Source organism: Bradyrhizobium sp. SMVTL-02, from assembly GCF_051853005.1.
Taxonomy (GTDB): Bacteria; Pseudomonadota; Alphaproteobacteria; order Rhizobiales; family Xanthobacteraceae; genus Bradyrhizobium.
The window spans coordinates 7,976,288-8,002,215 of the sequence record NZ_CP182469.1; the positions used below are offsets into that span (position 1 = coordinate 7,976,288).

Consider the following 25,928-nt stretch of genomic DNA (forward strand, 5'->3'; position numbering starts at 1 on the left):
TCGTCGTCTGCAACGTCGATGCCAAGCACCTCATCGGGCGTTATAGGACTCGCTCGGCTGAAGATGTCGAATTGGAGTACGAGGAGGCCGCCGACAACCTCCGCCTCTTCTTCTGTTGCCTTTCCGCTTGTTTGATTGGCGACGCGGAATGTCGAAAGCCCGACATGATCAAGCGGGACATAAACGGATGAGGAGCTCGCATGGCTCAAAGTTGTGGGTGGCTCGACTAAGCCTTCATAAGTCGAAACGCTTTCGCTGTGCATGGCCCGAAACGCATGCTAGCGGATACCCAGGTCGCGTAAGAAGATCGGAACAGCTGTAGCAACTCTGCAAGAGTTGCTGGAGTTTGCATTCGTATCAGATTCTCGGCGCGTCGATTGCACAGGGTGGATACTCCAATTCGCAAGGCTCGGAGAACCTCATGCGTTCTGCGCCCCACTCCCGCGGCCAGCCACCAAGAGCTCAGTACGTGCACCTGTGCGGAACCGGCATTGCGTCGCCTGCGGTCCACACCCATCTTGCGGAGGAAGCTCGGTCGTGAATTGTTGGGCTCAACAAGGTGGCCCAATGTCGCGAAGCCAATTCAACACTCCGACGGTAACGCCTGAGCGGCGGACGCGTGTCCACGACGTGAAATCGTTATCGAGTTGGTTTTTACGCCGAGTTACACGGGGACTCCGACAACCATCGGGCATCGCAGCGCGACACAGCAGATCGACCAGGGGCCAATTGAGAGCATAGTGGATGTCGCAAAGAGCTTGCACCACCACACTGTCGAGGAAGCAAAATTATGGGACGTGTCAGCGAAAAAGTCATTCTGGTGACCGGCGGGGCTCGAGGGATGGGGGCCGCTCATGCGCGCCTGCTGGTAGCGGAGGGAGCAAAAGTCGTGATCACCGATATTCTTCATAAGGAAGGAGAGGCCTTCGCGGCCGGCCTTGGCGCATCCGCGATCTATCTGTACCAAGACGTTGCTCAGCCAGAGGAATGGTGCCAAGCGATCGCGGCTGCGGAGAACAAGTTTGGCGCGCTGCATGGCCTTGTTAACAATGCCGGCATAGCCAGTATTGCTCCTATCGAGCAGTTTCCGCTCGAGCAGTGGACGAAGACCCTTGCTGTCAATCTCACCGGTGTATTTTTGGGAATGCAGACTGCCCTGCCGGCCATGCGCCGCGCGGGCGGAGGCTCGATCGTCAACATCTCGTCGGTCGAGGGGCTGAGGGGTAGTGCAGGGCTTCACGCCTACGTTGCTTCCAAGTTTGGCGTGCGGGGCATAACCAAGTCCGCTGCTTTGGAGGCCGCGGCGTCTGGGGTTCGCATCAACTCAGTCCATCCGGGGTTAATCAACACTTGGATGACAAAGGACTTCGATTGTTCCAGTTTTCCCATTCCGCTTGGGCGGGCAGCCGAGCCGCCAGAAGTGTCGCAGGTAGTGTTGTTCCTGCTCAGTGACGAGTCCTCTTATCTTACGGGTTCCGAAATCGTCGTCGATGGCGGTCTGACGATTGGCATCCCGTACAAGTGTCAGGCGCCCGAAAGCATCTTCTGACTAGAAGTTGACCAATTGTCACATAAAACAGGATCTGAGCTTGTGATGTATTACAGCAGTGGGAACTACGAAGCCTATGCTCGTCTCCGCAAGCCGTGGACAGCAAGACGGCGTGGTTCGTTGGTTCAGGCTTGGCGGCGCTCTCCGGCGCGGCCGCCGGTGCTGGTTCCGGCGACATAGTCGAAATAGTCCGCCAGACGATAGTCGGCGCGGTTGCTTGCCTTGGTTAGCAACCGCTCGATTTCCTCTAGAATTTTCAACGAGAGGCCCCCTCGGATTCCGCCCCCGTCGATGGCAAGACGTTTGCGCGGCCCGCCACTCTCGAGCCGCGCTTTTAGTTCAATCCGACGTTCTGGAAGACGTCCCACCATGTGCTTCTCCCGCTTCTGAAACGTAAGCGGCAAGCTGAGGCCGTCAGGTGGCGTCGTTCCATGGCATAAGCGCGTCGATTTCGCCGCTCGGCCAGCCGTTGGCGATACGCTGAAGCGTGAGAGCAAGCCAAGCGAACGGATCGACGTTATTCATTTTCGCCGTCTGCAGCAGCGTTGCGATGGTCGCCCAGGTTCGTCCGCCGCCGTCGCTGCCAGCGAAGAGGCTATTCTTTCTCGTGATTGTTTGTGGCCTGATGGCGCGTTCGACGATATTGGAGTCGAGCTCGATGCGGCCATCGGTCAGGAAGCGTTCGAAGATGGCACGGCGCGAGACGGCATAACGGATCGCCTCAGCCAGTTTTGATTTGCCGGAGATCCGCCGCAAGGTCTGCTGCCAGAGATCGAAGAGATCTGCGACGACCGCCGCGGAGGCTTGCTGACGCGCGGCAACGCGGGTGTCGGGGTTTTGACCGCGCACGGATTTCTCGACCTGCCAGAGCCTTGCCATCCGCTCGACCGTCGCCGTTGCCACTTCTGAGCTCCCTGCAACATGCAGCTCGTAGAACTTGCGCCTGCTGTGTGACCAGCAGCCAGCCAATGTGATGCCATCATTGCCGCGATCTCGCGCGAGCTTGTTATAGGCGGCATAGCCATCCACTTGGAGGATGCCGCGATAACCATTGAGATGCCGGACCGCGCATTCGCCGGAGCGGCTGTCTTCAAAACGATAAGCCACCATCGGGGGACCGCTACAGCCAAACGTTCGGTCATCCCTGGCATAGGCCCATAAGTAGGCCGTCTTTGTCGATCCGGAGCCGGGAGCGAGCGTCGGCAAGGTGGTTTCGTCGGCAAAGACCCGTTCGGCCTCCTTGACCTCGCTGAAGACGTAGTCGGCCACGATCTCGAGCTCGAAGCCGAGCTTGCCCATCCATTGCGCCATCAGCTGACGGTCGAGCTCGACCTTGTCGCGGGCGTAGATAGCCTCCTGCCGGTAGAGCGGCAGGCCGTCGGCATATTTGGCGACGGCGATCTGGGCGAGAAGCGCTTCCGTCGGAACGCCTCCTTCGATGATATGGGCCGGGGCCGGCGCCTGGATCACGCCGTCCGCATTCTTGAAGGCATACTTGGGACGGCGGGTGACGATCACCCGGAACTTCGGCACCACATCCAGACGCTCCGACACGTCCTCGCCGATCAACACCTTCTGCTTACCGGCATGCTCAGCCAGCTCTTCCGGCTCAACGATAGTTTCGATCCGTTCCAGATGAGGCGCAAAGCCCTTGCGCCGGCGCGGTGCACGCGCGCCATCCGCTTGCTCACGACCCTTGCTGACCTGGGCCTTGATCGCGGCGATACCGGACTCGATCTCCTCGAAGACAAAGGCCTGCTGTTCATCGTCGCCGCTCGCCGAGCCGAGCTTCTCCGATCGTCGGCCGAACCGGGCGCGGTCGAAGGCCTTCAGGATCTGCGTCAACCGCTCGATGCGCGCATCGGCATCGGCGTTGCGGGCCTTGAGATCAGCGACTTCGCTCTCCAGAGCATCGGCGCGGGCCGCCTTCTTGGCCATGGCAAGAACCATGGCCTTCAGCGTCTCTACGTCATTCGGGAGGCTGAGATCGGGCGGCGTCATTGACCCGACCAGAGCACATTTTGCTTCGCTTCTTTCGTCCTTTCAGGCGGTTGATTCACTTCGCCGCAGTGCTTTTACCCAACAATTCCCGGGGGCCTGATCGGCACAGCCCGGATCCGCTTCCAATCCATCCCATCCACCAGTGCCATCAACTGCGCCGGATTCATCTGCACCCGATGATGCCCGATCCGCGGCCAGCAGAACTTCGCCTTCTCGAGCCGCTTCAAATAGAGGCACACGCCGGAGCCATCCCACCACGCGATCTTGATTCTGTCGGCTCTTTTGGCCCGGAACACATAAAGAGCACCGTCGAACGGATCTGAGCCTGCATCGCGCACCAGCGCAATAAGGCCATCGATACCCTTGCGGAAATCGACCGGATGGCTGGCCAGGAACACCTTCACACCAGAGGGGATCATGCCGAACGGACCGCCCGGATCACCCGCTGCAAATGCGCCTCGTCGACGTCCACGCCGGCGCGCACGACCACCTCGCCAATGGCAATCTCGATCACTGACATGCACGCCATCGCGGCTTCGCGGCTCGAAGACTGCGAGGGGTAAGTTCGTTCGGCCCGAGCATCGCGACGCCACGCGAAGAGCTGCGACGGGTGAATGCCGATCCGATGGGCGATCCCCGATACACTCGCGCCGGGCTCCAGCGCCTCTGCCACCACTTGTGCTTTGAACTCATCCGACCAGCGTCGGCGAAGTTGTCGCGGAGCCCCCTCAAGACGCTCGGCGACCGCTTCGATCATATGGAAGGTTCTAGTTTCAGAACTAGGCGCAGACATAGAAGCTCACATCGGCTCACAGACTCGCAGCCGATAGCCGATCGCTCCCCACTCCGCCAGACGGGGTCTCTTTGCCGCTTACGCTCAACCGCCAGAGCGTACGCTTTAAGGCCGAGAGGATCGATTTGCCGCTATCGACGCTGGCCGACCAGATCGGCCACGGGACCTTTGCCGTCATGTCGCTCTTCCATGATCGAGCGTCATGTGCTTGCGGCCGAGCGCCTTCATGGCGACGACACCACCATCCGCATCCTGGCCAAGGGCAAGTGCACGACCGGCCGGATCTGGACCTATGTGCGGGATGACCGGCCGTTCGCCGGGCCTGCGCCGCCGGCGGCGGTCTATTACGCCTCAAGCGACCGACGAGGCGAGCATCCCCAGAAGCATCTGGCGGTCTTCGCCGGCATCCTGCAAGCTGATTGCTACCACGGCTTCGAGCCGCTGTTCGACCCCCAGAAGAAGACACTGCCAATTACGCCGGCGTATTGCTTTGCCCATGCCCGGCGAGGCTTCTTCGAGCTGGCTGACATCGAGAAAAATGCTCGGGAAGGCAAGAAGGGCAAACCGGTCTCCCCGATCGCACTGGAGGCGGTCAGGCGGCTGGACACGTTGTTCGAGATCGAGCGCGCCATCAACGGCTGTGACGCTGACGACCGGCGCGCCCTCCGCCAGGAACAGAGCAAGCCGCTTCTCGACGACATGCACGCCTGGCTGCTGCGCGAGCGCGAAACCCTCTCGCGCTCGTCCGAGGTCCTGAAACCTATCAACTACATGCTCAGGCGCTGGGAGGGCTTCGCCCGCGTCCTCGACGACGGCAGGATCTGTCTGACCACGGATGGTGTTGAGAAGTCATTACCTTCAGTTCGTGGCAACTTTTTTTGGTTTTTCCTTCCAGGCAGCCACCATGCGTTCGTAGGCCTGCTCGACGCGTGCGACGTAACCAGCTTCCCGTTCGCGGATTTCCTTGATCCAATAGTCCCGGCCCGGGCCAGCCTTGCCGTAGGCACGGGGAGCCCCAGCCTTCAGAGCCACCTTCCGGAGTTTCATCGCTGTGAACGTTGGCCGCGCGTAAGCGTAGTCCTTCCCGGTCGTCAGGACGTGCCAGATCATGACTGCGAGCTTGCGCGCCGTCGCGACGGCTGCGACCCCGGCCCCGTGCTTTTTCTGCGTTCGGTGGAAGAATGCTCGCAACGGACCCGGCGCCGTCTTGGCTGACCACGCCGCCTCAACCAGCATCTTGCGGGCGTCACGGTTGCCCTGCTTCGAGATCCGGCCATGCCGTGCCGGGTGCTCGCCTGACTGCCGAACCCGCGGTGTCAACCCGAAATAGCTGCTGAGCTTATCCGGCGACGGGAAGCGTGCGATGTCGCCGATGGAGGCCAGTACACTCGATTCGACAACCGAACTCACGCCGGGGATCGTCATCAGCTTGAGAGCCCGTGGATCGTCCAGAGCCTGCTGGGCCACGACTTTGTCGATTTTCCGCGAGTTGCTTCGTCACGCGTTCGAGTTCCACGATCAGACGCCGGAGCATTGCACGCTCCTCCGATGGAAGAGGCAGACTGTTCAGCCAATGCTGTCCGCGCTTGCCGAAGAGATAGCCTTTGTAGGGCGGGATCAGGTTAGCATGCAGGATGGCCTTCATGCGTCCTTTAATGCGGATGATCTGCGCCAAGACGCCAGTGCGCTCGGCCATCTGGCGCCGGCGGCTGTAGGTGTCCTCGTCAGCAACCCAGACCTCCGGCAAGAAGCCGGCAGCATGCAACTTTGCCAGGGTCCCAGCATCGACCTTGTCCGTTTTGACTCGCGCATAGGCAATCGCCCGAACGAGCCTCGGATTGGCGACCGCGACGCGCTTGACGTGCGGGCGCAGAATACGTTCGACCGCCGCGCTGTTGCCCGTCACCTCGATGACCACCTCATCTTCGAGGCTGAGTGTCTTGGCAAAGGCGACAAGCCGATCGTGGACGAGATCTACGCGGAGCTGTCGGATTATTGTTCCGTCCTCCAGGATCGCCACCTGGGCGAACGATCGGTGGATGTCCATGCCGACGATTTGCATGCTTGGTTCTCCTTTGTCTCAGGAGCCAGTAGCTTGCACGACATCTACGGATCCGCGCTCGCAGCGCAGCCGGGCAAGTCGTAGGGGGCGGCCAAGTAACAAAGCGAGCTCACAGCTCATGGTCATGGCGGCCTGCCACCGTTTCGTGCTCCAGCGCCCCTATCCCGGCTTCGACAGACTAATCCGGACGACCAGTCCTCTCCACCGGGTTTGAGCGCTGAAAATATCATGCCCTTTAACAATTGCGCCGAACGCGCATTGAGAGGCATCGCCTTGGGACGACGCAACTGGACCTTCGCCGGCCAGCGCGGGGCCGACCGTGCCGCCATCATGCTGACGATGATCACGACGTGTCGTCTCAATGACGTCGATCCAAAGGCCTGGCTAGCCGATGTCCTCGCCCGTATCGCCGATCTTCCTACATCACGGCTACACGAACTGCTGCCCTGGGAATGGAAGCTTCTGCGCCAAGCCGGCAACTCCGACGATCAGTAAGCCGCCTGACCTTCACCCGACGCCATCATATAGCTCGTCGCTCTCGCGCGCGCACGTCAATCAGGCGGTCTTCGTCGTACGCGTACAGCACATCCGTAGCACTACTCGATGCACCCTAACCTAAGCCTCAGGCCGAGGTTGTATCGTGAAGTTTCTCACAATCGCTGTTGTAGTTGGATGACGCAGCTCACCGCGGAGTGTCCGCGACGATCGACGGCGAGTTCGGCAGTCTCGCGCAGGGTCTCACCAAATTCGCGGTGTCGGCGCCTGATAGACAAGTCGCAGGTTCCGCTCACTAGAAATGTCATCGGTGAGAGGACAGCTAGGCTGGCCTGATCGCCCTATGTTCGACCCGCCGGAGGCGCGGTCGATGGTGGGGACGCCGCCGGATAGGCTCGGTTGCTCGGCTTGCCACGCTTCTTCGACAGCAGTGCCGCAGGACCTCCGATCCGATAGGCCTTCAGCAGCCGGAATGCCTGCCGCGATGTGACCGGAAGCAGTTGCGCTGCCATCGCACTGCAATCCGTTCCGCCACAACATCCCGCAACACATGCACCCGGTCGATCTCAGCCCGGCTCATCGACAGCACCGTCATCACTCAAAATCTCCAAGCCTCCTGCCTTAGCCTGAACGCATCTAAGCCGGGCCGGCAAGGGCCCCTGCCCCGCATTGATGGCGCCTTTTGGACGCAGCCAAGTGATTTCAATGATCCTTCGGGTGCTATGAATCGACGGAACGAGAAGTCCTCTGGTCCCTTGTCGCATTCGAGCGGATTCGGGTCGTAGAGCCCTCCACATCATAGCCGCTGAAAACAGCCGCCCACCATCAAAGGCGGCTGTGATCGTCTTGCGCCTGACGGCTGGAAACAGGAAGGGCAGAATCGTATCGTCGACCATGGCCGGTGTGGTTGCCTCGATGATGTCAGCGCAGAATTGGTCTCAGCAACCGAATCTGACGTCCCATCAGCGGGTTAAACCACACTCGCCTCGCAGCCACCCACAGGCCATTCATCAATAAAGATGGGCTAGATACGGCCGAAAGCCGCCCACACCCCGTTTTCGCCGTCCCAGCTGCCGCGGCTTGCCGCCTTGGAGTACTCCGTGGCGCGCTGCTCGAAGAAATTGGCGTGCTCGACACCATTGAGAATCTCGACAAGCCACGGCAATGGATGCGCCTTGAGCTGGGTGAATCCGCCCTCCTTGGCCTCGAAGAAGCCGAAGACCGGGGCAATCCGCAGCTGGGTCAGTCGCCAGTCGGCGACATAGCGGACGTAGGCGTGGATCTGCTCAGCTCGCATGCCCTCGATCTTGCCGAGGCCGAAGGCGAGATCGACGAAGTTCTCCTCCAGCTTCACCATGGTCTTGGCGACGTCGACGATGTCGTCACGGACAGCGCGCGTCACCGCGCCGGTTTCGCGGTGCCATTCGTGAAACAGCTTGATGATACCCTCACAATGCAGACTCTCGTCGCGCACTGACCAGCTTACGATCTGTCCCATGCCGTTCATCTTGTTGTGGCGCGGGAAGTTGAGCAGCATGGCGAAGCTCGCGAACAACGCCATGCCTTCGGTGAAGGCGCCGAACATCGCCAAGGTCCGAGCGACATCGGCCACGCTGTCGACGCCGAACTCGTGCATGTAGTCCGCCTTGGCGCGCATCTCGGCATAGCCGCGGAATGCCTCAAACTCGGACTTGGGCATGCCGAGCGTCTTGAGCAGCAGCGCATAGGCGTCGATATGAACCGTCTCCATGTTGCTGAAGGCCGCCATCATCATCTGAACAGTGAGCGGCTGGAAGATCGGGATGTAGCGCTTGAGATAGTTGTCCCCGACCTCGATGTCCGACTGAGTGAAGAAACGAAAGATTTGGGTGAGCAGCGCGCATTCGCTGGCGGTGACGCGGTCCGACGCCCAGTCCTTGAGGTCGGCGCCGAGCGGCACCTCCTCGCCCATCCAATGGGTCTGCTGCTGGCGCTTCCAGAACTCGTAAGCCCAGGCGTAGCGATCGACATCATAGGTTCCGGTCGCGTCGAGCAGCCCCACTCGTCCCTTGCCGATCAGCGTACGCGGATCGACGGCCGAAAGATCGATCACTGACATGCAAGGCACTCCTCATAATCAGTACGCTGTGGCTGCGGCGCCGCCACCTTGTCGCTGTCGCCGATCTTGCCAGCGAACGCCGCGCGCGAGATAGACTTTGAGCGGCAGTAGTAGAGGCTTTTCAATCCGCACTGCCATGCCGTCCAGTGCAGCATGTGAAGGTCCCATTTATCGACATCGGCTGGGAGATAGAGGTTGATCGACTGGCTTTGGCAGATGAACGGGGCGCGGTCGGCGGCAAGCTCGACGATCCAGCGCTGGTCGATCTCGAAAGCGGTGCGAAAGATCGCTTTCTCGTGCTCCGACAAGATGTCGAGACGGGCCACCGACCCTTCGTGTGCTATAATCGACTGCCACATCGCCGAAGTGTCGGCGCCCTTCGCCGCAAGCACTTTGGCGAGATGCGGATTACGCACCGAGATGGCGCCGGACAATGTCTTATGGGTGTAGATGTTGGCCGGGATTGGCTCGACGCAGGCGCTGGTGCCGCCGCAGATGATGCTGATCGAGGCGGTCGGCGCGATCGCGATCTTATGGCTGAAACGCGCCATCACGCCGCGTTCCAGGGCATCCGGGCACGGACCACGCTCGCGCGCGAGCGTCACGGATGCCGCGTCGGCGTCGCGACGGATTTTTCGGAACATGTTCAGATTGAACGACTTGGCCATGACACTTTCCATTGGAATGCCCTTGGCCTGCAGGAAAGAGTGGAAGCCCATGACGCCGAGGCCGACGGAGCGCTCACGCAGGGCAGCGTAGCGGGCACGCTTCATGCCGTCCGGCGCCACCGTGATGAAGTGGCTGAGCACGTTGTCGAGGAAGCGCATGACATCCTCGATGAAGGTGGGCTCCTCACTCCACTGGTCCCAGGTCTCGAGGTTGAGCGACGACAGACAGCAGACCGCGGTGCGCTCCTCGTCGCGATGATCGATGCCGGTCGGCAGGGTAATTTCGCTGCACAGGTTGGAAGTCGAGACCTTGAGGCCCAGCTCGCGCTGATGCTTGGGGAGCGCGCGGTTTACGGTGTCGATGAACAAGAGATAAGGCTCGCCAGTCTGGAGCCGGTTCTCAAGGATGCGTTGCCACAGCTGGCGGGCATCGATCTGGCGGACGACCTCGTTAGTCTTCGGGCTCCGTAGAGCGAATGCGGTGCCGGCGCCCACGGCACGCATGAACTCATCGGTGACGTTGACGCCGTGATGCAGGTTGAGGCTCTTTCGGTTGAAGTCGCCGGACGCCTTGCGAATCTCGAGGAACTCCTCGATCTCGGGATGGTGGATATCGAGATAGACCGCCGCCGAGCCGCGCCGCAACGAGCCCTGGCTGATCGCCAGCGTCAGGCCGTCCATGACGTGGATGAACGGGATGATGCCTGAAGTGACGCCGCCCTTCACCTTCTCGCCGATCGAGCGAACATTGCCCCAGTAGGTGCCGATGCCGCCGCCGTTGGAAGCAAGCCAGACGTTCTCGTTCCAGGTACCGACGATGCCTTCGAGCGAGTCCGCCACCGAGTTGAGGAAGCAGGAGATCGGCAGGCCGCGCGTGGTCCCGCCGTTGGAGAGCACCGGTGTGGCCGGCATGAACCATAGCCGGGACATCGCATCATAGAGACGTTGGGCATGCGCAACATCGTCCGCGAAAGCGCAAGACACCCGCCCGAACATGTCCTGGTAAGTTTCGCCGGCGAGCAGATAACGGTCGGTCAGCGTCAGCTTGCCGAACGACGTCAACAAGTCGTCGCGCGACGGATCGAGCGTGAGGTCGGCCGGCTTTGGCCCAGAAGAACTCCTTCCGCTCGATCTTCTTCTTGATGTCAGCCGCGGTCCAACTGTCGCCGGCCGGATCGGTGAAGTGAGTGCCATTGTCCGTGAGGACGGTGTGAACCTTATAAGGCACGGCCTCGATGAGAAGGACAGTTGACTTGGCTTCCTTGGGGCCAGTCGAACGATCGGTGACAGTCTCGCGCTGCTTCCACTTCGCGACAGTCTTCTGGTTGATTCCGTAGCGCTTGGGGAGACCTCTCAGGCTCTCTTGACTATTTTGTATTGCTCGACGGACTGCCTCCGTCGTGGTGGCGCAGCCGTGTAAAATCTGTCCCATAGCGCTTCCTTCGAATCGTGCGACAAGGATGCACCATCAAAGTCTGGGACTAAACACCTAGTGGTGCCAAGACCAACGATGAGGCCGCGCCGCCCTTTCAACTTTGAACCAGTCCAGTGCGACTATCACACAAGACCCGACGGTCATTGCATCCTTGGCACGCGAGAACTGGATCGGGGCGATCGGTCGGTCGGCAATTGGTAATCTCGCCAGACAGGGCCTGCCGGCCTCCTCGCCCTCCAGATCATCGGTCGTTCGCTTTGTGGATTTAAACCATTTCGGCGGCAGACCCAGCACGTACCCGCGCCGTCTAAGTTCCTGACAAGTTTTGTTGAGCGCTGCCGCGATGAATTTCTCTGGAGTTTGCTTTCCTACCAAATGCCAGAAGATCTCGTCCTGCTCGCGCGTCCAGCCTACGGAGGTTTCGCTATCAGGAAATGATCAAGTCATTGAAGAATGGGTTGCTATGATGCCGGCGAACCGGGCAATCTAGGTGCGCCGGCATCGAGATGGAAGAGAGACCCGCGCCTCCTGCCTACAAAGCAAAACGGTGGAGTGTGGCCGCGTGAAACCAGGAGCCACATTCTGCGTCATTGGCGAATGAAGGCGCCGCCGATGCCGATAGTTTCGGCATTGAAATTAACGAGCCCACCGAAGCTCTTGAGCCGTTTGAATTCCTGGTTTTCAGCGGTTAAGGACAAGGCGACATAGCCAGTGTCATCGTCAAGGCCAGTGAGAACCGCTACCGTAGTTGGGCCAGTGCTGTTCTTGAAGTGGTAGTGGCCGGTTGCAGGATAGTTATGTCCATTATAGCTGATCGAAGCAGAAGTAATTTGGCCGGTCGCATCGTTTGCCTGTGAAATTACCAGCTTCGCTCCGATGTTGTCGTTCACATACGTCCCCTGAAGTCTAGACATGATTCTGCTCCATTACGAGTGGCGGTATCGCGCAATGAGTCTGCGAGAAGAGGCACTATCGCCAAGGGCGAACTGCGCCGCACCTATCAGGATTGAGGGTTGCCTAGGCTATGAAGATGTTCCAGGCCTTGCTGCGGCGATATATATGCTTTTGGGGATGCTTTTAATCATCCCGATCAGATCCGGGCGCTCCCGTTAATAGGTGAATTCGGTCGTATCATGCAGGACAAGAACAAGCCCTTCCGCAGCCGCGATACATTCCCGCGTCGATTTAAAATGACCAGACAGGATGTCGGCCTCGCTTGCTCGTTCATTGGAAAGAAAAACGATAGGCCGCCTTGTATTCGCCCGGTTTTGGCAAACCATCGGAATGCTCTGTCCGATGTCTCCACCAATCTGCTTCACCAGGATACGAAATCTCTCGCCAAGTCGAGCGTCCTGGAATTCGCACAGCGCAGCTTCACGAAGCTCTGTTCAGCGCCGACAAGTGGTTCGCGATCAATACGCTGCCCTGACCGGCCGCATTGCACAGGAAGGTTGCGCGCTCGATATCGGAATGAGGTTACCATGTCGGCCTCAAACACGAAACGTTTCTGCCGGCGCTCGCGCCGTTCTATTTTAATGTCGCGTGCGGCTATCTGAGCTCGTACAGGCCAAAAGGCCCAGGGTGAGTTTCAAACCAGAAATTGCCGGAGCGGTCGAAGAAGTATTTCAAGGGCGACCCATTCTTTTCGGTGGGATTCGACGACTTCTCGAACCGTTGTAAAGTGCTCCGTGAGGCATGCAATCACGATCCTCGTCAAACGATCGCCTCTCTGGCCGATGAAATGGATGACGTCATCGAGCAGCAGGACGTCGGGATCGGCATCATCGCGGACGGCGTTTAGGAAGGACAGCAGACGACGCGCGACGTTGCTGTTCTCGATACCCAGGCCTGGCGCCTCGCCTTCTCAAGGAAGGTCGGGCCTTTGCTGCGGAACGCGGTTGGAACGTAAGCGCTGTTCAGCGGCCACCTACCGGATGAGGGGGCGATCTGCGAGGCTGCGGTTCGGTCAAGTCGGCCGCGTCGGCCTGGTCGTTCGCGTTGTGATCAGCGACATATGCGCCAGTAGCGTTCGCAACGGCATCAATCTGGACGAATTCTCGATCGTTCGACGCTTCGAACGAAGCGGTTAGTCTATCCGTTTCATTGCGGGATCAACGCGACCTTCGCAGGGTTGGGGCGACGGCAAGGTCTCAACGTCGGCCGAAGTGCATGGGACCGTGGAGGGTTGGGCCGAGATGCATCAGAACATCACAGTTACCGTCGAGCCGTCCGCATACTTGCAAGCCGCTGTGGCTCGCGCCGAAGCGGCGTCACGCATTCAGCTAAACGGCCAGCTCGGCACGTCAATGCAAGGGCCCGGTGATAACGCGGTTAAGTCCTTACAAGCGCCGCCGACAGGATCATAAAACTGTTGCTATTTCCACAATCGTGGCGCGCTGGCATGCAGAAGGTCAGCGCGGCCATAGACGATAACATGGGTGAACCTGTCGTGGTTATGCCCGTCACTCCGGGGAGGCCAAACTTCCCCGGAGACCCTCAGCCTGACAGGGCTGTCAGAGCTATCGCTGTGTTCATGGCCAAGCCTGAGACCGTGGTGACGGGGGACAATAAGGAGCTATGCGTGAAGCTGGGTGATGACGGAATGAGATAGGCGGCGTATCGAGGCGGGTGTCGAGCCTGCCAGAACCTCTCAAGGAGAGCGATACGCCATGAACGAGACTAGCAATATTGTTGCCCTTCGTCAGCCCGACGAGATCGACGATCCACTGACCAATATTTTGCGAGCTGGTGCTCGGCAGCTTCTGGCGCAGGCCGTGGAGATCGAAGTCGAGACGTTTCTTGCCACGGTGAAAGATTTGAAGCTTGCCGACGGGCGCGCCCGTGTCGTGCGGCATGGTTACGGCCCGGCTCGAACGATTGCGACCGGCATCGGACCGGTCGAGGTCGCACGGGCGAAGATCCGGGACCGCGGTGCAGCCGGCGATGGCGAGCGGATCCGCTTCAGCTCGGCGATTCTGCCACTATGGGCGCGGCGGACCAGGAGCCTGGATGCGCTGTTGCCGGTGTTGTACCTGCGTGGCATCTCGACGGGCGATTTCCAGGAGGCGCTGACGGCCCTGCTGGGTAAGGACGCGCCGAACCTGTCGCCGGCGGTGATTTCCCGGCTGACGGCCGAATGGCAGGGCGAGTATGAGCGTTGGCAGAAGCGCGATCTCTCGGCGCGGCGGTACGTGTATGTGTGGGCCGATGGCGTCTTCCTGCAGGCACGCATGGAAGACCACGGCGAGTGCATGCTGGTGCTGATCGGCGCGACGCCGGAAGGCAAGAAGGAGTTGATCGGCTTTCAGGTCGGTGTCCGGGAGAGCGCGCAGAGCTGGCGTGAGCTCCTGATCGACGTGAAGCAACGCGGGTTGCAAATCGCCCCGGAAATTGCCGTTGGTGACGGCGCGCTCGGCTTCTGGAAGGCGCTTGACGAGGTGTTTCCCGGCACGCGGCACCAGCGCTGCTGGGTGCACAAGACCGTCAACGTCCTGGACAAGGTCCCGCTCTCGGTGCAGGCCAACATGAAGAAGGACCTGCGCGAAGTCTATTGGGCGCCAAACCGGGCGGCCGCCGAAGTGGCGATCGACGTCTTCGCCGAGAAATACCGCACCAAGTACGGCCGGGCGGTCGAATGCCTCGCAAAGGACCGCGACGCGCTGCTGGCCTTCTACGACTTTCCTGCCGAGCATTGGGATCACTTGCGCACGACCAACCCCATCGAAAGCGTGTTCGCGACCGTGCGACACAGAACCGTGCGAACGAAAGGATCGCTGTCCTCAACGACCGCCAGGCTGATGGTGTTCAAGCTGGTTATCGCCGCATCAAAAAAGTGGCGGCGGCTCAAAGGCACAAATCAGTTGCCGAAGCTCATCGCAGGTGTCAGATTCAACGACGGCATCGAGGTCATCCACATGCCGGCAAACCACGCCGCCTGATCGCCTCGTCACCCAAAATCCTGCATAGCTCGACAATAAGGTACATGCGCGCGGCCACTCTCTGGGCCCGCTCGTAAGTACAAGCGTTCCCATCTTCAGTTTCGATCATAAGGCTTTGCCGTGGCCGTTGCTGCAAGGCTACCGGATCACGCTCATTCGCTCGGGCGAGACCTTCGAGGTGACAGACATTAAGTCTGACAGCGTCGCGCATATTGAAGTCAAGGTCGTAAGGCTCGGCAGGGGCGTAGAGTGATGGGCGTAGCAAAAATACAATTCGCGCCGCGTACTGCTCCTGTCTAAACTGATTGTCCCGATGTCCTTGCTCACTCGCTCGCGAAGCTGAGGCGATGTGGGGGCGATGCGATCAACGTCCTGCGTCTGACCGATGAGTTGCCTGAGGTCGTGTTGCCGTTCCTTGCTGGGGCGGCTTCACGACGGCAGGACATTCCGGCTCGCGCCATTCGGGTTGTGATGAAATGCTGCGGTGAGCCAGTACTTGAGCGCTTGAGCGAGCGCTCGGCCTTCATCGCTTGCGGCAACTGAAGCAGAGATATGGGTCCTGTCCCAAGGAGTGGTGTAGCTGATTAGCAAAGTCGCTCGCGACGCGCGCCCCCACATAGCGCCGTAGCGAGCGAGCGGCTTTGCGGGTGGTCACCGATGATTCGTCGGTAAGGTTTGGATTGCGACAGCCAACCTGATTCGAGGAACCACCGATGACCGACGACATGATGAACCTGCGCACGCTCGTAGAGAAGACCCCCGACGCCGATCTGTTGCGCGAGATGATCGGCTTTGCCGCCCACCGGTTGATGGAGCTGGAGGTCGAAGGCCTGACCGGGGCCGGGTATGGCGAGAAGAGCCAGGAGCGGCAGGTCCAGCGCAACGGCTATCGCGACCGGAGCTGGGAAACGCGCGCCGGCAGGGTCGAGCTGCGCATCCCCAAACTGCGCAAAGGCTCCTACTTCCCGGGCTTCCTCGAACCGCGGCGGATGGCCGAGAAGGCGCTGACCGCCGTGGTGCAGGAGGCTTATGTGCAGGGCGTCTCCACCCGCTCGGTCGACGATCTGGTGCAGGCGATGGGCATGAGCGGCATCTCCAAGAGCCAGGTGTCGCGGCTGTGCGGTGAGATCGACGACAAGGTGAAGGCCTTCCTCAATCGCCCCATCGAGGGTGACTGGCCCTATCTGTGGATCGACGCCGCCTACGTGAAGGTGCGCCAGAACGGGCGCATCGTCTCGGTCGCAGTGATCATCGCAGTCGGGGTCAACAGCGACGGCCGCCGCGAGGTGCTCGGTATGGACATCGGCCCCTCCGAGGCCGAGACGTTCTGGACCGCGTTCCTGCGCAAGCTGGCGCGGCGCGGACTTCGCGGTGTCAAGCTGGTGGTCTCCGACGCCAACGAGGGGATCAAGGCCACGGTCAGCAAGGTTCTCAACGCCACCTGGCAGCGCTGCCGCGTGCACTTCATGCGCAACGCGCTGGCGCATGCTGGCAAGAGCGGCCGGCGCGTCGTCTCCGCCTTCATTGCCACCGCCTTTGCCCAGGACGATGCGGAGGCAGCGAAGGCCCAGTGGCGGCGCATCGCCGACCAGCTCCGCCCTAAACTGCCGAAGCTCGCCGGCTTCCTCGACGAGGCCGAGACCGACGTGCTCGCCTATATGAGCTTACCGGCCGCGCACCGCGCCAAGCGGCACTCGACCAATCCGCTCGAACGCGTCAACGGCGAGATCAAGCGGCGAACCGAAGTGGTCGGCATCTTCCCGAATGAGGACGCCATTACCCGCCTGATCGGCGCCATCCTGCTCGAACAGAACGACGAGTGGGCGGTTCAGCGCGGCCGCTACATGACACTGGAAACCATCGCCCCGTTGGGCGATGATCCCGCCGTCAGCTTCCCGGCAATCGCCACCTGACCGATCCGGCCCATGCCGGCGAATGCGGTGACCCGCACTCAGCTACACCACGCTCGGGGACACGATCGAGATATGGGGAGATCAGCGCGCCATTCGCAACGCTCGGATCGTTTCGGCATGCCCACCAATCCCGGTAGGCGATTGCTTGGCGGCTGCCTTGCTAGAACCCACTGCCGGGATTTGCGGCACGTGACAGGGACAGCGCCTTCCTTTTTCCATTCCAACTGGAATGCGCCGAGTCACGCTCGCCGCCAACTTCCCGGAAGTGCGGATGCGGCAGGGACAGCGCCTTTATCTAGGGGCCGCCCCCTGGCCGATAAAGGCGCCGAGTCGCATCCGCGCTGCTTCCCATAGAAATCGATTTATCAAGGAGCGCAGCCGTAACGCCTTACCGCTGGGAGGCGCAACGTCGTTCAGTCTGCGTAAGGAATGTCACCTTACAAATCACCAACAAAACCAGAGACTTAGATCGGATCTGTGTTGACAGAAAAGGCGCGGTTGTGCACTGTATGGTTGCGCAATCGATAGATTGCGTGGGGCGTGACAACCCCTGTAGAGGCGCCCGAAGCGCCGAACGTCAACGGCGCTTTTTTGTGCCCAGATTTCCGTTGACGTTCGCTATGGCGGGAGGGCCGCGATATAAGGCTGGCAACAGCACGAATAAGCGCGCCTGTCCTCTACAGGTTTCTAGCCTCCCGCCGCCAGCGGGGGCTTCCATCAGTCTCTGCGGCGTTTCACTCGAAGCCCATAGGGGAACTAAAATGGAAGTCATCCGCAACGTCTCGAACTCGAAGACCTTCAACACCGACATCGTTGTCGCCACTCGCATCGACCTTGAGTGGAACGCGCAAAAGGGCGATTGGCCTGAGCCCTATTCCCGTCTGATGCGCACGCCAGACGGCAAGCTCTACTCGGTTGAAGAGCCGAACAAGGCGGGAGGGCGTGAAGTCGTAACGGCGCTCAGCCATAAGCGTGCAGTGGCTTGGCTGAGCGCCAATCCGGCCCGTCGCCCGGGCGCCCGCCGCTGATCGTAAGCGGGCCGAACGGCTTTTGTCTGCGGCCTCAACGTTCTCAATTGTTCTCGACGGCAAGCGGCCACACGGGCCGCTTTTCGTTTTTGAATTGCCGCGCAGTCTCGTCAGCTTTCAGTAAGCTAGGCCCGATACGGAATCGTTTGAGTTTAACGGGGGCGTGGCAGCGACAACGCATGAGCTGAAGGACCACCATGCGCCGAGTCACGGCTTTCGCTAAACTCATCGGCAATGCGGATGCGGCAAGGATGGTGCCCTGTCATGCCCCCCAGGCCGTCAGGCGCCGCGCCGCGTCCGCACTGCTTCCAGCTCACCGGCTTAGGCCCCGTTATAATGGTTATTCGTTCTGCGAGCGATATGCTCCCGGTCAGCTTCTTTCCGCTGCTTTGAGGCTGGCTGGTTGGGGCGAGTTAGCGGTGCGTGGCAGGGACAGCGCTTCCTCTGTCCAGGCGTGGGGGACAGGCGCCGAGTCACGTGCCGCTAGCTTCAATGGTAAATAGTGCGGGCGAGGCAGGGACAGCGTCTGATCGAACGCAACCGAACAGCGCCGAGTCTCGCCCGCATTGCCTGCGATCCCGTGACTGATCGGCAAGTCACCGCCCTGTCTTGGTAGTTGTTCCAGGGCATTCGTCCGGGGAGGATGCATCCCTGTCAGCTTCTTGCCGCCGCTTGAAGCTGACAAGGGTGAAGTTAGCGGCACGTGGCAGGGACAGCGCTTTATCGGTCCACTTTCAAGGCGCCGAGTCGCGTGGCCGCTAACGGTCCCGCTTTTTTAGTCGCGCGGCTACCACCTTCTTGAGCGGCCTGTGGACCCCGGACCGGTGTGAACCTCCTCCGAATTGATGGACACCCGTAGTAGGCTCGAAGAGCCAGGAGGTGTCGGATGGAAGGACGTCAACGTCGCTCGTTTACCGATGACTACAAGCGGCAAGCGGTTGATCTCGTAGCGTCTAGCGGTCGCTCGATCGGCTCGGTTGCCAAGGAACTTGGCTTGCGTGATTCCGTGCTACGGCGGTGGGTGGAGCAGCGAGGGGCCCGGCTGGAGCCGACGGCGGCGGCGCGGCGCCCCGCAACGCAGGCGACGCTGCCGTCGGCGGACCACGCGGCGGAGATCGCTCGTCTGCAGCGCGAGAACGACCGGCTGCGCATGGAGCGCGATATTTTAAAAAAGTCCATTGCGATCTTTGCTGGAGTTCAGAAATGAGATTTCGCTTCATCGAAGATCGCCGCGCCGACTATCCAGTGACGATCATGTGCGACGTGCTTGGCGTCTCGCCTGCTGGATATTACGCCTGGCGAGCGCGCCCTGAGAGCCAGCAGGCCATTGCCAACCGTGAGCTCGTCGACGACATCAAGCGGGTTCATCGCGACACAAACGGCCGCTACGGCAGCCCGCGCATCCATGCCGAGCTGAGAGCCCAAGGCCGTGGAGCGAGCCGTGGTCGCATCGAGCGGTTGATGCGTCGTCACGGTATCAGAGCCATCATGGCGAGGCCGCGACGGGTGCGCACCACCGACAGCCGTCACGATTTCCCGATCGCGGCGAACTTGCTCGAGCGCAACTTCGTCGCCGCCGCGCCGAACCGCATCTGGCTCGCCGACATCACCTATGTCCAGACTGATCAGGGCTGGCTCTATCTGGCCACGGTCATGGACCTCTACAGCCGCAAGATCGTCGGCTGGGCGATGGCGGATCATTTGCGCGCCGAGCTGCCTCTGGCGGCGTTGCGGATGGCAATCGCGGCGCAGCGGCCAAATGCCGGCCTGATCCACCATTCCGATCGCGGCGTTCAATATGCCTCGGCGGATTATCGCAAGCTGATGCAAGCCACCGGCCTCAGAGCCTCGATGAGCCGCAAGGGCGACTGCTATGACAATGCCCCGATGGAGAGCTTCTTTCACACGCTCAAGACGGAGCTCGTTCACCACCGGCACTATGAAACGCGGGCAGAAGCCACACGGGATCTCTTTGCCTATATCGAGGGCTTCTACAATCGAGTTCGCCGTCACTCCGCCATCGGCTTTATCAGCCCGATCGAGATGGAGCTAAAAGCAGCTTAACCCTGTCCATTTTTTCGGTGGAGGATCAGGTGTGATCCTTTAGGCCATCGATTTCCTTGAGCGCCACTTCGAGTCCATCTCGAAGGCGCTTCGTAATCCGCAGAATGCTGCTCGCAAGCTCCTCGCGGCTGAGTTCTGCACCGTGAGCAACTTTTTCTTCGAGGTCGCGTATAGTTTCGTAGATCTTGTGCAGCGAGAATGTAGGCATCATCCGGCTGCGTCGATGATTAAGGGTCGGGCATACGCCGGGAGGACCCGCAGCGGAAAAATGCGTCCGCTACACGGTTGAGTAAAGCGGGCGGCGTTGAAGGAAAATCTGTCCCCATCTCGCGTCTGAGCGCCTCGAATTCGGATAAGGTCGAAAGAGGACACTCCGCCAGCGCGTCCATTTTTGAGCAGATAACTTCAACCCGGGCTGGCCAATCGGCCAGCTGTTCTTCAGTTCGCTGTGCCCCGTGGGTGTCTTCTGCCGGTGTATGGCTTGGCCTACGGACGTAGTCCGTGAATGCTTGGAGCCGCTACAATTTCGGTCCTAGGCACGGCGTTACTCCTATGAGCGGAGCCAGCTTCGACGGGTTGCAGGCCGAGCATTTTAATTTGACAGGCACGCGGTGGCGCGGCAACCCACTGGTGCTGGTAGGTGCTCTCCAATTCTTCTCAGGATACAAATTGGTAGCCCCCTTGAGAGTTTGAGCCTCTCGGGAGCAAATGTGGCTAGCCCGTCTGCACGGCACGGGCTAGCCACCATCGCTTGCGAAGCCTACCCCAGGGTAGCTACAGGCCAACGGATGCACATATTCGAGCGATACATCACGTCCCTACGCTCCCAGGCGCTTGCGGTGCTTGCAGCCAATCAGGCCCGGGCGGCCGATCGGTCTTTGAGCCTGGCAGACCGCCAAGTCGCGACATTTGATGCTGAGGACGCTCAGGAAATCTTAGGCATCCTCGATTGCGTGAAACTCGACCCCGGGCCTGAGGAGGCACGGAAGATCGCTGCGCGCATACGTGCGTTTCTAGAGGGAAGGATTGAAGGTTGCTAGGGAAGGTCAGCGGGGAATGCGTTGCAAATTAACGACATTACAAGAATTAAATGCGCGCGGGGTCTGCCTAGCGAGCGCTGCTGCATACGAACGCGGCGCGAGCCGTAGCCGCGAAACCCTTTTTTGTCCTGTGTGTTGTCCCCCGTTATAATTGCCCCATCTAAGGAGTTCAGATACTTAGCCGTACCCTATCAGAGAAATTTTCTCCTGGGCGTGCGGGCCGCTAAAGTCTATCAGACGACAACCCCACCATTTCAAAGAAAGGAGGCCGCTGTTGATAAAATCTAACGCATTTGGGCGTGTCACCTTGATGGACGATGATGCGAAAAAGTTCCGTAACCAAGTTGCCTTCGGCAAGCCGAAGCAAGCGGCGCAGGCGAGCGTGCTGCGTGGTACGCAAATGGTCCAGTCGTTTAAAGACAAGGGGAAAGTGACTGTCAAACTCAGGAAGCAACAAGGCTGAGATTGCAGACATAGAAATTCGTCAGATCGAGCCCGGTGACAGTTTCACCGGGCTTTCTCTTGCTCTTGGCGACGTTGCTTTCAAGCCTCTGAAACTTTTATCCGCAAACACGCCCGAGTCTACCACAGTCAGGGGTTAGCCCGGACGTACGGCGCATTTTTGCCAGACGCCCCAAATCGACTGGTGGCATACATTACCGTGGTTGTGGTCAGATAACTTGATGACCCGGGACTAGGTGGCGGCGTCGAATATCGATACGACCATTATCCGGCCGTAAAGATTGCGCGGCTGGCAACAGATAGACGACTTCGCGGCAAAGGGATTGGCGAGGCGCTGGTTGACTTCGCGCTCGGCATCGTCCGAACTCAAATTTGTCGCTTCGTAGGGTGCCGATTTGTTGTCGTCGACTCCGCGCGAACGGCAGTGGCATTCTATTCGAAAAGGTGCGGGTTCACGTTGTTGGACACGGCGGAGAATCGCAACTTGGATTGCCCTTTGCTTTTCCTCGATCTGTTTAAGGTGTAGAGAGCTATCGACGCCGCAGAGACGGAAGGTCGGGTTCGCCCGGCGCCGATAGGCCTCAAACTTCTCGCAGAACCACGTGTAACCATAGCCGTCGGGATGCGCCACCCGTGGCCACTCAGGCTCGCTCAAGTCCTGCGGCGGCCGCCCGACCCGCCGGAACAAGGCTCGCTGCAAGGCCGCCTGGCTCTCGTAAATCGGCGGCAGCGGCCAGCTCAAACCCGCTTCACGCGCTCGCAGCAGGTAGGTGGCAACCGAACTCTTGCTGATCTGCAGCCGTTCCGAGATCTCCCGAACCGACAGGTCCTGCTCGTACGTCAGCCTCAGGATTGATCGTAGGTCCTTCACTGTGATTCGTTTCGCTTGCTTCCGTCTCGGCATTGCCCCTCTCAAACTCATCTTGAGAGAGAACATTGCCTGAACGGCGCTCCCGAAAACCAATTTCCCGCAACTGTCCGCGATTTAGCGGAATCCCTGGCCCGCAATTACTGAAATCGCTGTCCGCAAATTACCGAAATTGCTGTCCGGAAATTGCCGAAACACGCACATATTCGCGCCTGCCTGACGACGAGCTCGATGCCCCTGATTCACTTCGCCGCAGCGCAGCCCACAATTATCCGGCTTGCGTCGGGACGACCGTCTCCCGACCGTCGTGGTGGCGCAGCCGTGTAAAATCTGTCCCATAGCGCTTCCTTCGAATCGTGCGACAAAGGATGCCCCATCAAAGTCTGGGACTAAACACCCAAGTCTCGCAATAGAGGGGCTTTCGATGCAATCCGCTCTGCTGATACCGGGCCCACCCCCTGATCGAAGTTAAAGCCAGAAGCCCCTCAACAGTTCGGGTTTTGACATCAAGCATTTGGAGCGCCTTTGCCATACAGTGCCCCCTTCTCCTCACAGTGCTGCCGAACTTTGCTAACCCATGTTTCGTACCAGCACCAAACCCCGCCGAGTATTTCCACGCCAAATCCCTTTGACGGGTTCTTTGCATCGAGAGAGCGCCACAGCTCCGAGTTTCGATGTAAGTCGAACTTGGTATATCCTTCCTTCTGCATCATCGAGACAATTTGCTTCGCTTGAGCTGCTGGCAGGTGCGATGGTCAAGCTCACCGAACACAAGAGCCTGTCGCATGAAACGGTGCGGCGGCGTGTGGCCGAAAATGGCCTCAAGCCCTGGCGCACGGACATGTGGTGCATTCCGCAGATCGACGGAGAATACGTCGCCCGTATGGAGGACGTTTTCGACCTCTACGCCGAGGTGCCAGATCCCAAGCGCCCGGTGGCGTGCTTCGACGAAAGCCCGGTGTAGCTCATCGGCGGGGACGTCAACCGATTCCGGCCGAGCCCGGCCGGCTCGAACGCTACGGTTACGAGTACCGTCGCAACGGCACGGTCAATCTCTTCGTGTTCCTCGACGTGCATCGTCCCTGGCTCAAAGTCAAAGTCACCGAGCGGCGCGCGGCTGAAGACTATGCCTCCTGCATGCGCGACCTCGTCGACATCCATTATCCCGACGCCGAGATCATCCGAGTCGTCCAGGATAATTTATCGACCCACTCCGCCGGCGCCCTGTATCAGGCCTTCCCGCCCGCTGAAGCCAGCCGGATTTTCTGACGGCTCGAGTTCCACTACACGCCCAAGCACGCAAGCTGGCTCAACATGGCGAGATCGAGATCGGCGTCCTGCGGGGCCAGTGCCTAGATCGCAGAATCGACGCCCCAAGCGGTTGCGCCGCGAAATCGCCGCTCGGCAACGGAAGCGAAATACGGCCCGCTCTCGTATCAAATGGATGTTCACGACAGACAAGGCCCGCACCAAAATGGGCCGCGCCTATCCCGCTACTTCCAAAGAGTCATAATCACTGTTGCGGAGCCACTAGTGGAAGGATACAGCTCAAGGTGGTAGGCTATCCTAGCGGAGAAGAGCGCTGAATATCCTTATGCGGAATACCCGATGCGCACAGCAACGGAAATGAGGCTGTTCTGTATCTCGACACTGGTGCGCGCCGATGTCGGCTTCGTTCACCTCTGTGTCGGCTCTGTGCGATAGCCCGCGCTCAAGCGGCTGGCGGTGGCTGCCAGTTGGCTAGGAAACGGCTGGATCTACGCCGGCATCGCAATCGCGATTGTCATTGCCTTGGGCACGGAGGCGGTCGGCCTCATTTGGAGGTCGTCAGCCAGCGTCGCCATACTGCATTCGATCTATCGGCCGCTTAAGACCCGGCTTTCGCGTCCACGGCCGTTCCGGATCTTTCCCGAACTTCAGCCTCTATTACCGACGCTCGATGAATATTCCTGCCCGAGCGGTCATGCGATGACACTCACTGCGAGTCCTGATCACGCTGCCCGTGGCGAGCGTTTCGGCTATTCTGGGGCTGGTCTGCGTTTGGACATTGATGGCGTGGGCCCGCATTGCGGTGGCCCACCACTACCCGAGTGACGTGCTGGCCGGATCTGCTCTGGCAATACTTGTCGCGTATCCGATCTCGAAAATCTAACGCGACCGGCGTGTTGGAAGTCGCACCCGAGTGCGATAGCAAAGGTCTTTCGCGGAGGTCAGCCGAGCGCCGCGCGGACCATTCCAGCCGATGGGTATTGCTTGTTCAAGCGGGTACCTGGCGAGCACCTGCTCAACGCGCGTCGCTGAGGTGAGATGCGGCGCCTTTTCGACGTCGTCACCGCCCCAGCCGGCGTCCGCGATCGATGTGTCGATCAGCTCGCCGCGCAACAGCGCGAGCGGCGACTTGTAGTACAGTGCGACGTTGTGGAGGGGATCCGTCAGGACTTTGAAGACCCATACAATCGCGGTCTGGCCGTCACGGGTCACGAACAGCTGGATCATCCGAAAGAGGCCGCCGCCAATACCGATGACGAGCCATACCGTGCCGACTTGCCGGATGAAGCCTAGCCTCCCGGCAGGCGGGTCGAACATGCCAAACCGCGGGAAGACGTACAGTGCGAACGGCGCCAGGGCCCAGATTATCAAGAGCACAGTCTTGCGCGCCTGGTTGTAGCCGACCTTGACCGCCTCCTTGTACTCGTTGCTGACGTTGTTCACGTCATCGTAGCCGCTCGGCTCGAAGAAGAAATGTCCGGCCTGCCGCGTCAGCATCGCAAGCCAGCCGACGAGGCCGGCCATTGCCGGATCCTTGAACAATAGCCCATAGCAACCGAGGAAGATGAAAGCGCTGATCAAATGCAGCGTCTGGTTAGTTCTGCTCTGGTGATAGTAACGGTAGTCATCCCACCGCAGGTTTCGCAGCATGTCTGACAAATGGCTCATGATCAACCTCGGTCATTTGACGGCGTTTAAGCCATAGGCCGTGTCCGTAACAGATGCGTGAATGAATTGTGATTTCGCATGGCAGCTTATAGAGGTGAAGGCCGAGCGCCAGGCGCGCCCGAAAAGTCGGACGTTCGCTTTTTCGGGAGCATAGATCGACCACGATCTCCCTTTCTCCGTGCGACGGCTCCGCCGCTGCTTTTTGAGCATTCTTTCCAGCCCGAAGCGGCAGCAGTTAAATACTTTGAAGCCAGCAGGCGCTTTCTCCGGCGGCAGGCATAGGGGTGAGCCGCCGCAGCGCAACGCATCGCGGGTGAGGTACGCCACCAGAGTAGGTAGGGAACCTGCCCCTCTGTTGATGAGGTACAATCGGGTTAGTAAATAGCCGAACACTAGCTTTTGATAGCATTCGGCAAACTCTCATGCGAACGGTTGCTCGCCGAATCGACGGCCACACTCGCGTCTTTCCTGACGCCTGCCCGGGCCACGCGTTAAACACACGCTGACGAATCGAGGGATTTCCGCATGCGCTCCCGCATCGCAAGAAATCTGGATTGCCTGTTCGCCCCGCAAGCGC

General features: G+C 60.0%; 18 protein-coding genes and 7 pseudogenes. 12 read left to right on the forward strand and 13 right to left on the reverse strand.

Going from position 1 to position 25,928, the window contains the following annotated elements:
• Positions 1–790: 790 nt before the first annotated feature.
• A complete protein-coding gene (locus tag ACNJYB_RS38205) occupies positions 791–1,549 on the forward strand; it encodes a glucose 1-dehydrogenase (RefSeq protein WP_439371728.1) in 759 nt (252 codons plus the stop codon).
• Between the two features lie 125 nt (positions 1,550–1,674).
• Here ACNJYB_RS38205 and ACNJYB_RS38210 read toward each other — a convergent pair whose 3' ends face one another.
• The 4 genes from ACNJYB_RS38210 to ACNJYB_RS38225 form a co-directional block, all read right to left on the reverse strand.
• Entirely contained in the window at positions 1,675–1,920 is a 246-nt protein-coding gene (locus tag ACNJYB_RS38210; RefSeq protein WP_439371729.1) for a patatin-like phospholipase family protein, read from the reverse strand.
• Between the two features lie 43 nt (positions 1,921–1,963).
• Positions 1,964–3,550 carry an IS66 family transposase gene (gene tnpC / locus ACNJYB_RS38215; protein ID WP_439371730.1) on the reverse strand — a complete coding sequence of 529 codons (1,587 nt, stop codon included), beginning with the start codon at positions 3,548–3,550 and terminating at the stop codon, positions 1,964–1,966.
• Positions 3,551–3,624: 74 nt separating this feature from the next.
• Positions 3,625–3,954, reverse strand: a complete 330-nt coding sequence (tnpB, locus tag ACNJYB_RS38220; RefSeq protein ID WP_439371731.1) for an IS66 family insertion sequence element accessory protein TnpB — start codon at positions 3,952–3,954, stop codon at positions 3,625–3,627.
• 11 nt (positions 3,955–3,965) lie between these two features.
• Positions 3,966–4,307, reverse strand: coding sequence for a transposase (locus tag ACNJYB_RS38225; RefSeq protein WP_439371732.1), 342 nt, complete (start codon positions 4,305–4,307; stop codon positions 3,966–3,968).
• A 119-nt stretch (positions 4,308–4,426) separates the two neighbouring features.
• On the opposite strand from ACNJYB_RS38225, the pseudogene tnpC (ACNJYB_RS38230) reads away from it, so the two are divergent.
• Positions 4,427–5,231, forward strand: a pseudogene (gene tnpC / locus ACNJYB_RS38230) (IS66 family transposase); the annotation flags it as partial.
• Here tnpC (ACNJYB_RS38230) and ACNJYB_RS38235 read toward each other — a convergent pair.
• Positions 5,202–6,390, reverse strand: a pseudogene (locus tag ACNJYB_RS38235) (IS110 family transposase). The pseudogenes tnpC (ACNJYB_RS38230) and ACNJYB_RS38235 overlap by 30 nt on opposite strands.
• A gap of 252 nt (positions 6,391–6,642) precedes the next feature.
• Here ACNJYB_RS38235 and ACNJYB_RS38240 point away from each other — a divergent pair.
• Positions 6,643–6,900: pseudogene (locus ACNJYB_RS38240) on the forward strand (transposase domain-containing protein); the annotation flags it as partial.
• 1,024 nt (positions 6,901–7,924) lie between these two features.
• Here the strand turns inward: ACNJYB_RS38240 and ACNJYB_RS38245 are convergent.
• The 5 genes and pseudogenes from ACNJYB_RS38245 to ACNJYB_RS38265 all read right to left on the reverse strand — a co-directional run bounded on the left by ACNJYB_RS38245 (position 7,925) and on the right by ACNJYB_RS38265 (position 12,420).
• A complete protein-coding gene (locus ACNJYB_RS38245) occupies positions 7,925–8,998 on the reverse strand; it encodes a ribonucleotide-diphosphate reductase subunit beta (RefSeq protein ID WP_439371704.1) in 1,074 nt (357 codons plus the stop codon).
• Positions 8,989–10,731 carry a ribonucleoside-diphosphate reductase subunit alpha gene (locus tag ACNJYB_RS38250; RefSeq protein ID WP_439371733.1) on the reverse strand — a complete coding sequence of 581 codons (1,743 nt, stop codon included), beginning with the start codon at positions 10,729–10,731 and terminating at the stop codon, positions 8,989–8,991. The genes ACNJYB_RS38245 and ACNJYB_RS38250 overlap by 10 nt, the downstream gene beginning before the upstream one ends.
• A gap of 136 nt (positions 10,732–10,867) precedes the next feature.
• Positions 10,868–11,098 (reverse strand): annotated as a pseudogene (locus ACNJYB_RS38255) (IS481 family transposase); the annotation flags it as partial.
• Positions 11,099–11,688: 590 nt separating this feature from the next.
• Complete coding sequence (locus ACNJYB_RS38260; protein WP_439371734.1) at positions 11,689–11,991, reverse strand: hypothetical protein; 303 nt, start codon at positions 11,989–11,991, stop codon at positions 11,689–11,691.
• A 219-nt stretch (positions 11,992–12,210) separates the two neighbouring features.
• Positions 12,211–12,420, reverse strand: coding sequence for a hypothetical protein (locus tag ACNJYB_RS38265; RefSeq protein WP_439371735.1), 210 nt, complete (start codon positions 12,418–12,420; stop codon positions 12,211–12,213).
• Positions 12,421–12,701: 281 nt separating this feature from the next.
• On the opposite strand from ACNJYB_RS38265, the gene ACNJYB_RS38270 reads away from it, so the two are divergent.
• The 5 genes from ACNJYB_RS38270 to ACNJYB_RS38290 all read left to right on the forward strand — a co-directional run bounded on the left by ACNJYB_RS38270 (position 12,702) and on the right by ACNJYB_RS38290 (position 20,044).
• On the forward strand, positions 12,702–12,902 hold the full coding sequence (locus tag ACNJYB_RS38270; RefSeq protein WP_439371736.1) for a hypothetical protein: 201 nt from the start codon (positions 12,702–12,704) through the stop codon (positions 12,900–12,902).
• Positions 12,903–13,770: 868 nt separating this feature from the next.
• On the forward strand, positions 13,771–15,039 hold the full coding sequence (locus ACNJYB_RS38275) for an IS256 family transposase (protein WP_439370872.1): 1,269 nt from the start codon (positions 13,771–13,773) through the stop codon (positions 15,037–15,039).
• 713 nt (positions 15,040–15,752) lie between these two features.
• Positions 15,753–16,952: an IS256 family transposase gene (locus tag ACNJYB_RS38280; RefSeq protein WP_439371737.1), complete on the forward strand. Its 1,200-nt coding sequence runs from the start codon at positions 15,753–15,755 to the stop codon at positions 16,950–16,952.
• A 761-nt stretch (positions 16,953–17,713) separates the two neighbouring features.
• Positions 17,714–17,980 (forward strand): hypothetical protein, encoded by a 267-nt coding sequence (locus ACNJYB_RS38285; RefSeq protein WP_439371738.1) that lies wholly within the window; start codon positions 17,714–17,716, stop codon positions 17,978–17,980.
• Positions 17,981–18,866: 886 nt separating this feature from the next.
• Positions 18,867–20,044, forward strand: a protein-coding gene (locus tag ACNJYB_RS38290; protein WP_439368046.1) for an IS3 family transposase whose coding sequence is annotated in 2 segments (ribosomal slippage) — positions 18,867–19,164 and positions 19,164–20,044 — 1,179 coding nt in all. Because the reading frame shifts where the segments join, the coding sequence is not laid out codon by codon here.
• 25 nt (positions 20,045–20,069) lie between these two features.
• Here the strand turns inward: ACNJYB_RS38290 and ACNJYB_RS38295 are convergent.
• A complete protein-coding gene (locus ACNJYB_RS38295) occupies positions 20,070–20,255 on the reverse strand; it encodes a hypothetical protein (RefSeq protein WP_439371739.1) in 186 nt (61 codons plus the stop codon).
• 1,103 nt (positions 20,256–21,358) lie between these two features.
• On the opposite strand from ACNJYB_RS38295, the gene ACNJYB_RS38300 reads away from it, so the two are divergent.
• Together ACNJYB_RS38300 and ACNJYB_RS38305 are read left to right on the forward strand one after the other, a co-directional pair.
• Positions 21,359–21,547 carry a hypothetical protein gene (locus ACNJYB_RS38300; protein WP_439371740.1) on the forward strand — a complete coding sequence of 63 codons (189 nt, stop codon included), beginning with the start codon at positions 21,359–21,361 and terminating at the stop codon, positions 21,545–21,547.
• Positions 21,548–21,835: 288 nt separating this feature from the next.
• Positions 21,836–22,072 (forward strand): GNAT family N-acetyltransferase, encoded by a 237-nt coding sequence (locus ACNJYB_RS38305; protein WP_439375751.1) that lies wholly within the window; start codon positions 21,836–21,838, stop codon positions 22,070–22,072.
• A gap of 21 nt (positions 22,073–22,093) precedes the next feature.
• On the opposite strand, the pseudogene ACNJYB_RS38310 reads toward ACNJYB_RS38305, so the two are convergent.
• Positions 22,094–22,450, reverse strand: a pseudogene (locus ACNJYB_RS38310) (sigma factor-like helix-turn-helix DNA-binding protein); the annotation flags it as partial.
• A 664-nt stretch (positions 22,451–23,114) separates the two neighbouring features.
• On the opposite strand from ACNJYB_RS38310, the pseudogene ACNJYB_RS38315 reads away from it, so the two are divergent.
• Together ACNJYB_RS38315 and ACNJYB_RS38320 are read left to right on the forward strand one after the other, a co-directional pair.
• A pseudogene (locus ACNJYB_RS38315) lies at positions 23,115–23,927 on the forward strand (IS630 family transposase); the annotation flags it as partial.
• A gap of 537 nt (positions 23,928–24,464) precedes the next feature.
• Entirely contained in the window at positions 24,465–24,566 is a 102-nt protein-coding gene (locus tag ACNJYB_RS38320; RefSeq protein WP_082821898.1) for a phosphatase PAP2 family protein, read from the forward strand.
• Between the two features lie 149 nt (positions 24,567–24,715).
• Here ACNJYB_RS38320 and ACNJYB_RS38325 read toward each other — a convergent pair.
• A pseudogene (locus tag ACNJYB_RS38325) lies at positions 24,716–25,351 on the reverse strand (hypothetical protein); the annotation flags it as partial.
• Between the last annotated feature and the right edge of the window lie 577 nt (positions 25,352–25,928).

What these genes read in the sequence shown, in the direction of transcription:
- tnpC (WP_439371730.1), bottom strand. Translation starts at nt 3,550, where the DNA reads ATGACGCCGCCCGATCTCAGCCTCCCGAATGACGTAGAGACGCTGAAG.
- ACNJYB_RS38245 (WP_439371704.1), bottom strand. Translation starts at nt 8,998, where the DNA reads ATGTCAGTGATCGATCTTTCGGCCGTCGATCCGCGTACGCTGATCGGC.
- ACNJYB_RS38275 (WP_439370872.1), top strand. Translation starts at nt 13,771, where the DNA reads ATGAACGAGACTAGCAATATTGTTGCCCTTCGTCAGCCCGACGAGATC.
- ACNJYB_RS38205 (WP_439371728.1), top strand. Translation starts at nt 791, where the DNA reads ATGGGACGTGTCAGCGAAAAAGTCATTCTGGTGACCGGCGGGGCTCGA.
- ACNJYB_RS38285 (WP_439371738.1), top strand. Translation starts at nt 17,714, where the DNA reads ATGGAAGTCATCCGCAACGTCTCGAACTCGAAGACCTTCAACACCGAC.
- ACNJYB_RS38225 (WP_439371732.1), bottom strand. Translation starts at nt 4,307, where the DNA reads ATGATCGAAGCGGTCGCCGAGCGTCTTGAGGGGGCTCCGCGACAACTT.
- ACNJYB_RS38210 (WP_439371729.1), bottom strand. Translation starts at nt 1,920, where the DNA reads ATGGTGGGACGTCTTCCAGAACGTCGGATTGAACTAAAAGCGCGGCTC.
- ACNJYB_RS38295 (WP_439371739.1), bottom strand. Translation starts at nt 20,255, where the DNA reads ATGATGCCTACATTCTCGCTGCACAAGATCTACGAAACTATACGCGAC.
- ACNJYB_RS38280 (WP_439371737.1), top strand. Translation starts at nt 15,753, where the DNA reads ATGACCGACGACATGATGAACCTGCGCACGCTCGTAGAGAAGACCCCC.
- ACNJYB_RS38320 (WP_082821898.1), top strand. Translation starts at nt 24,465, where the DNA reads ATGGCGTGGGCCCGCATTGCGGTGGCCCACCACTACCCGAGTGACGTG.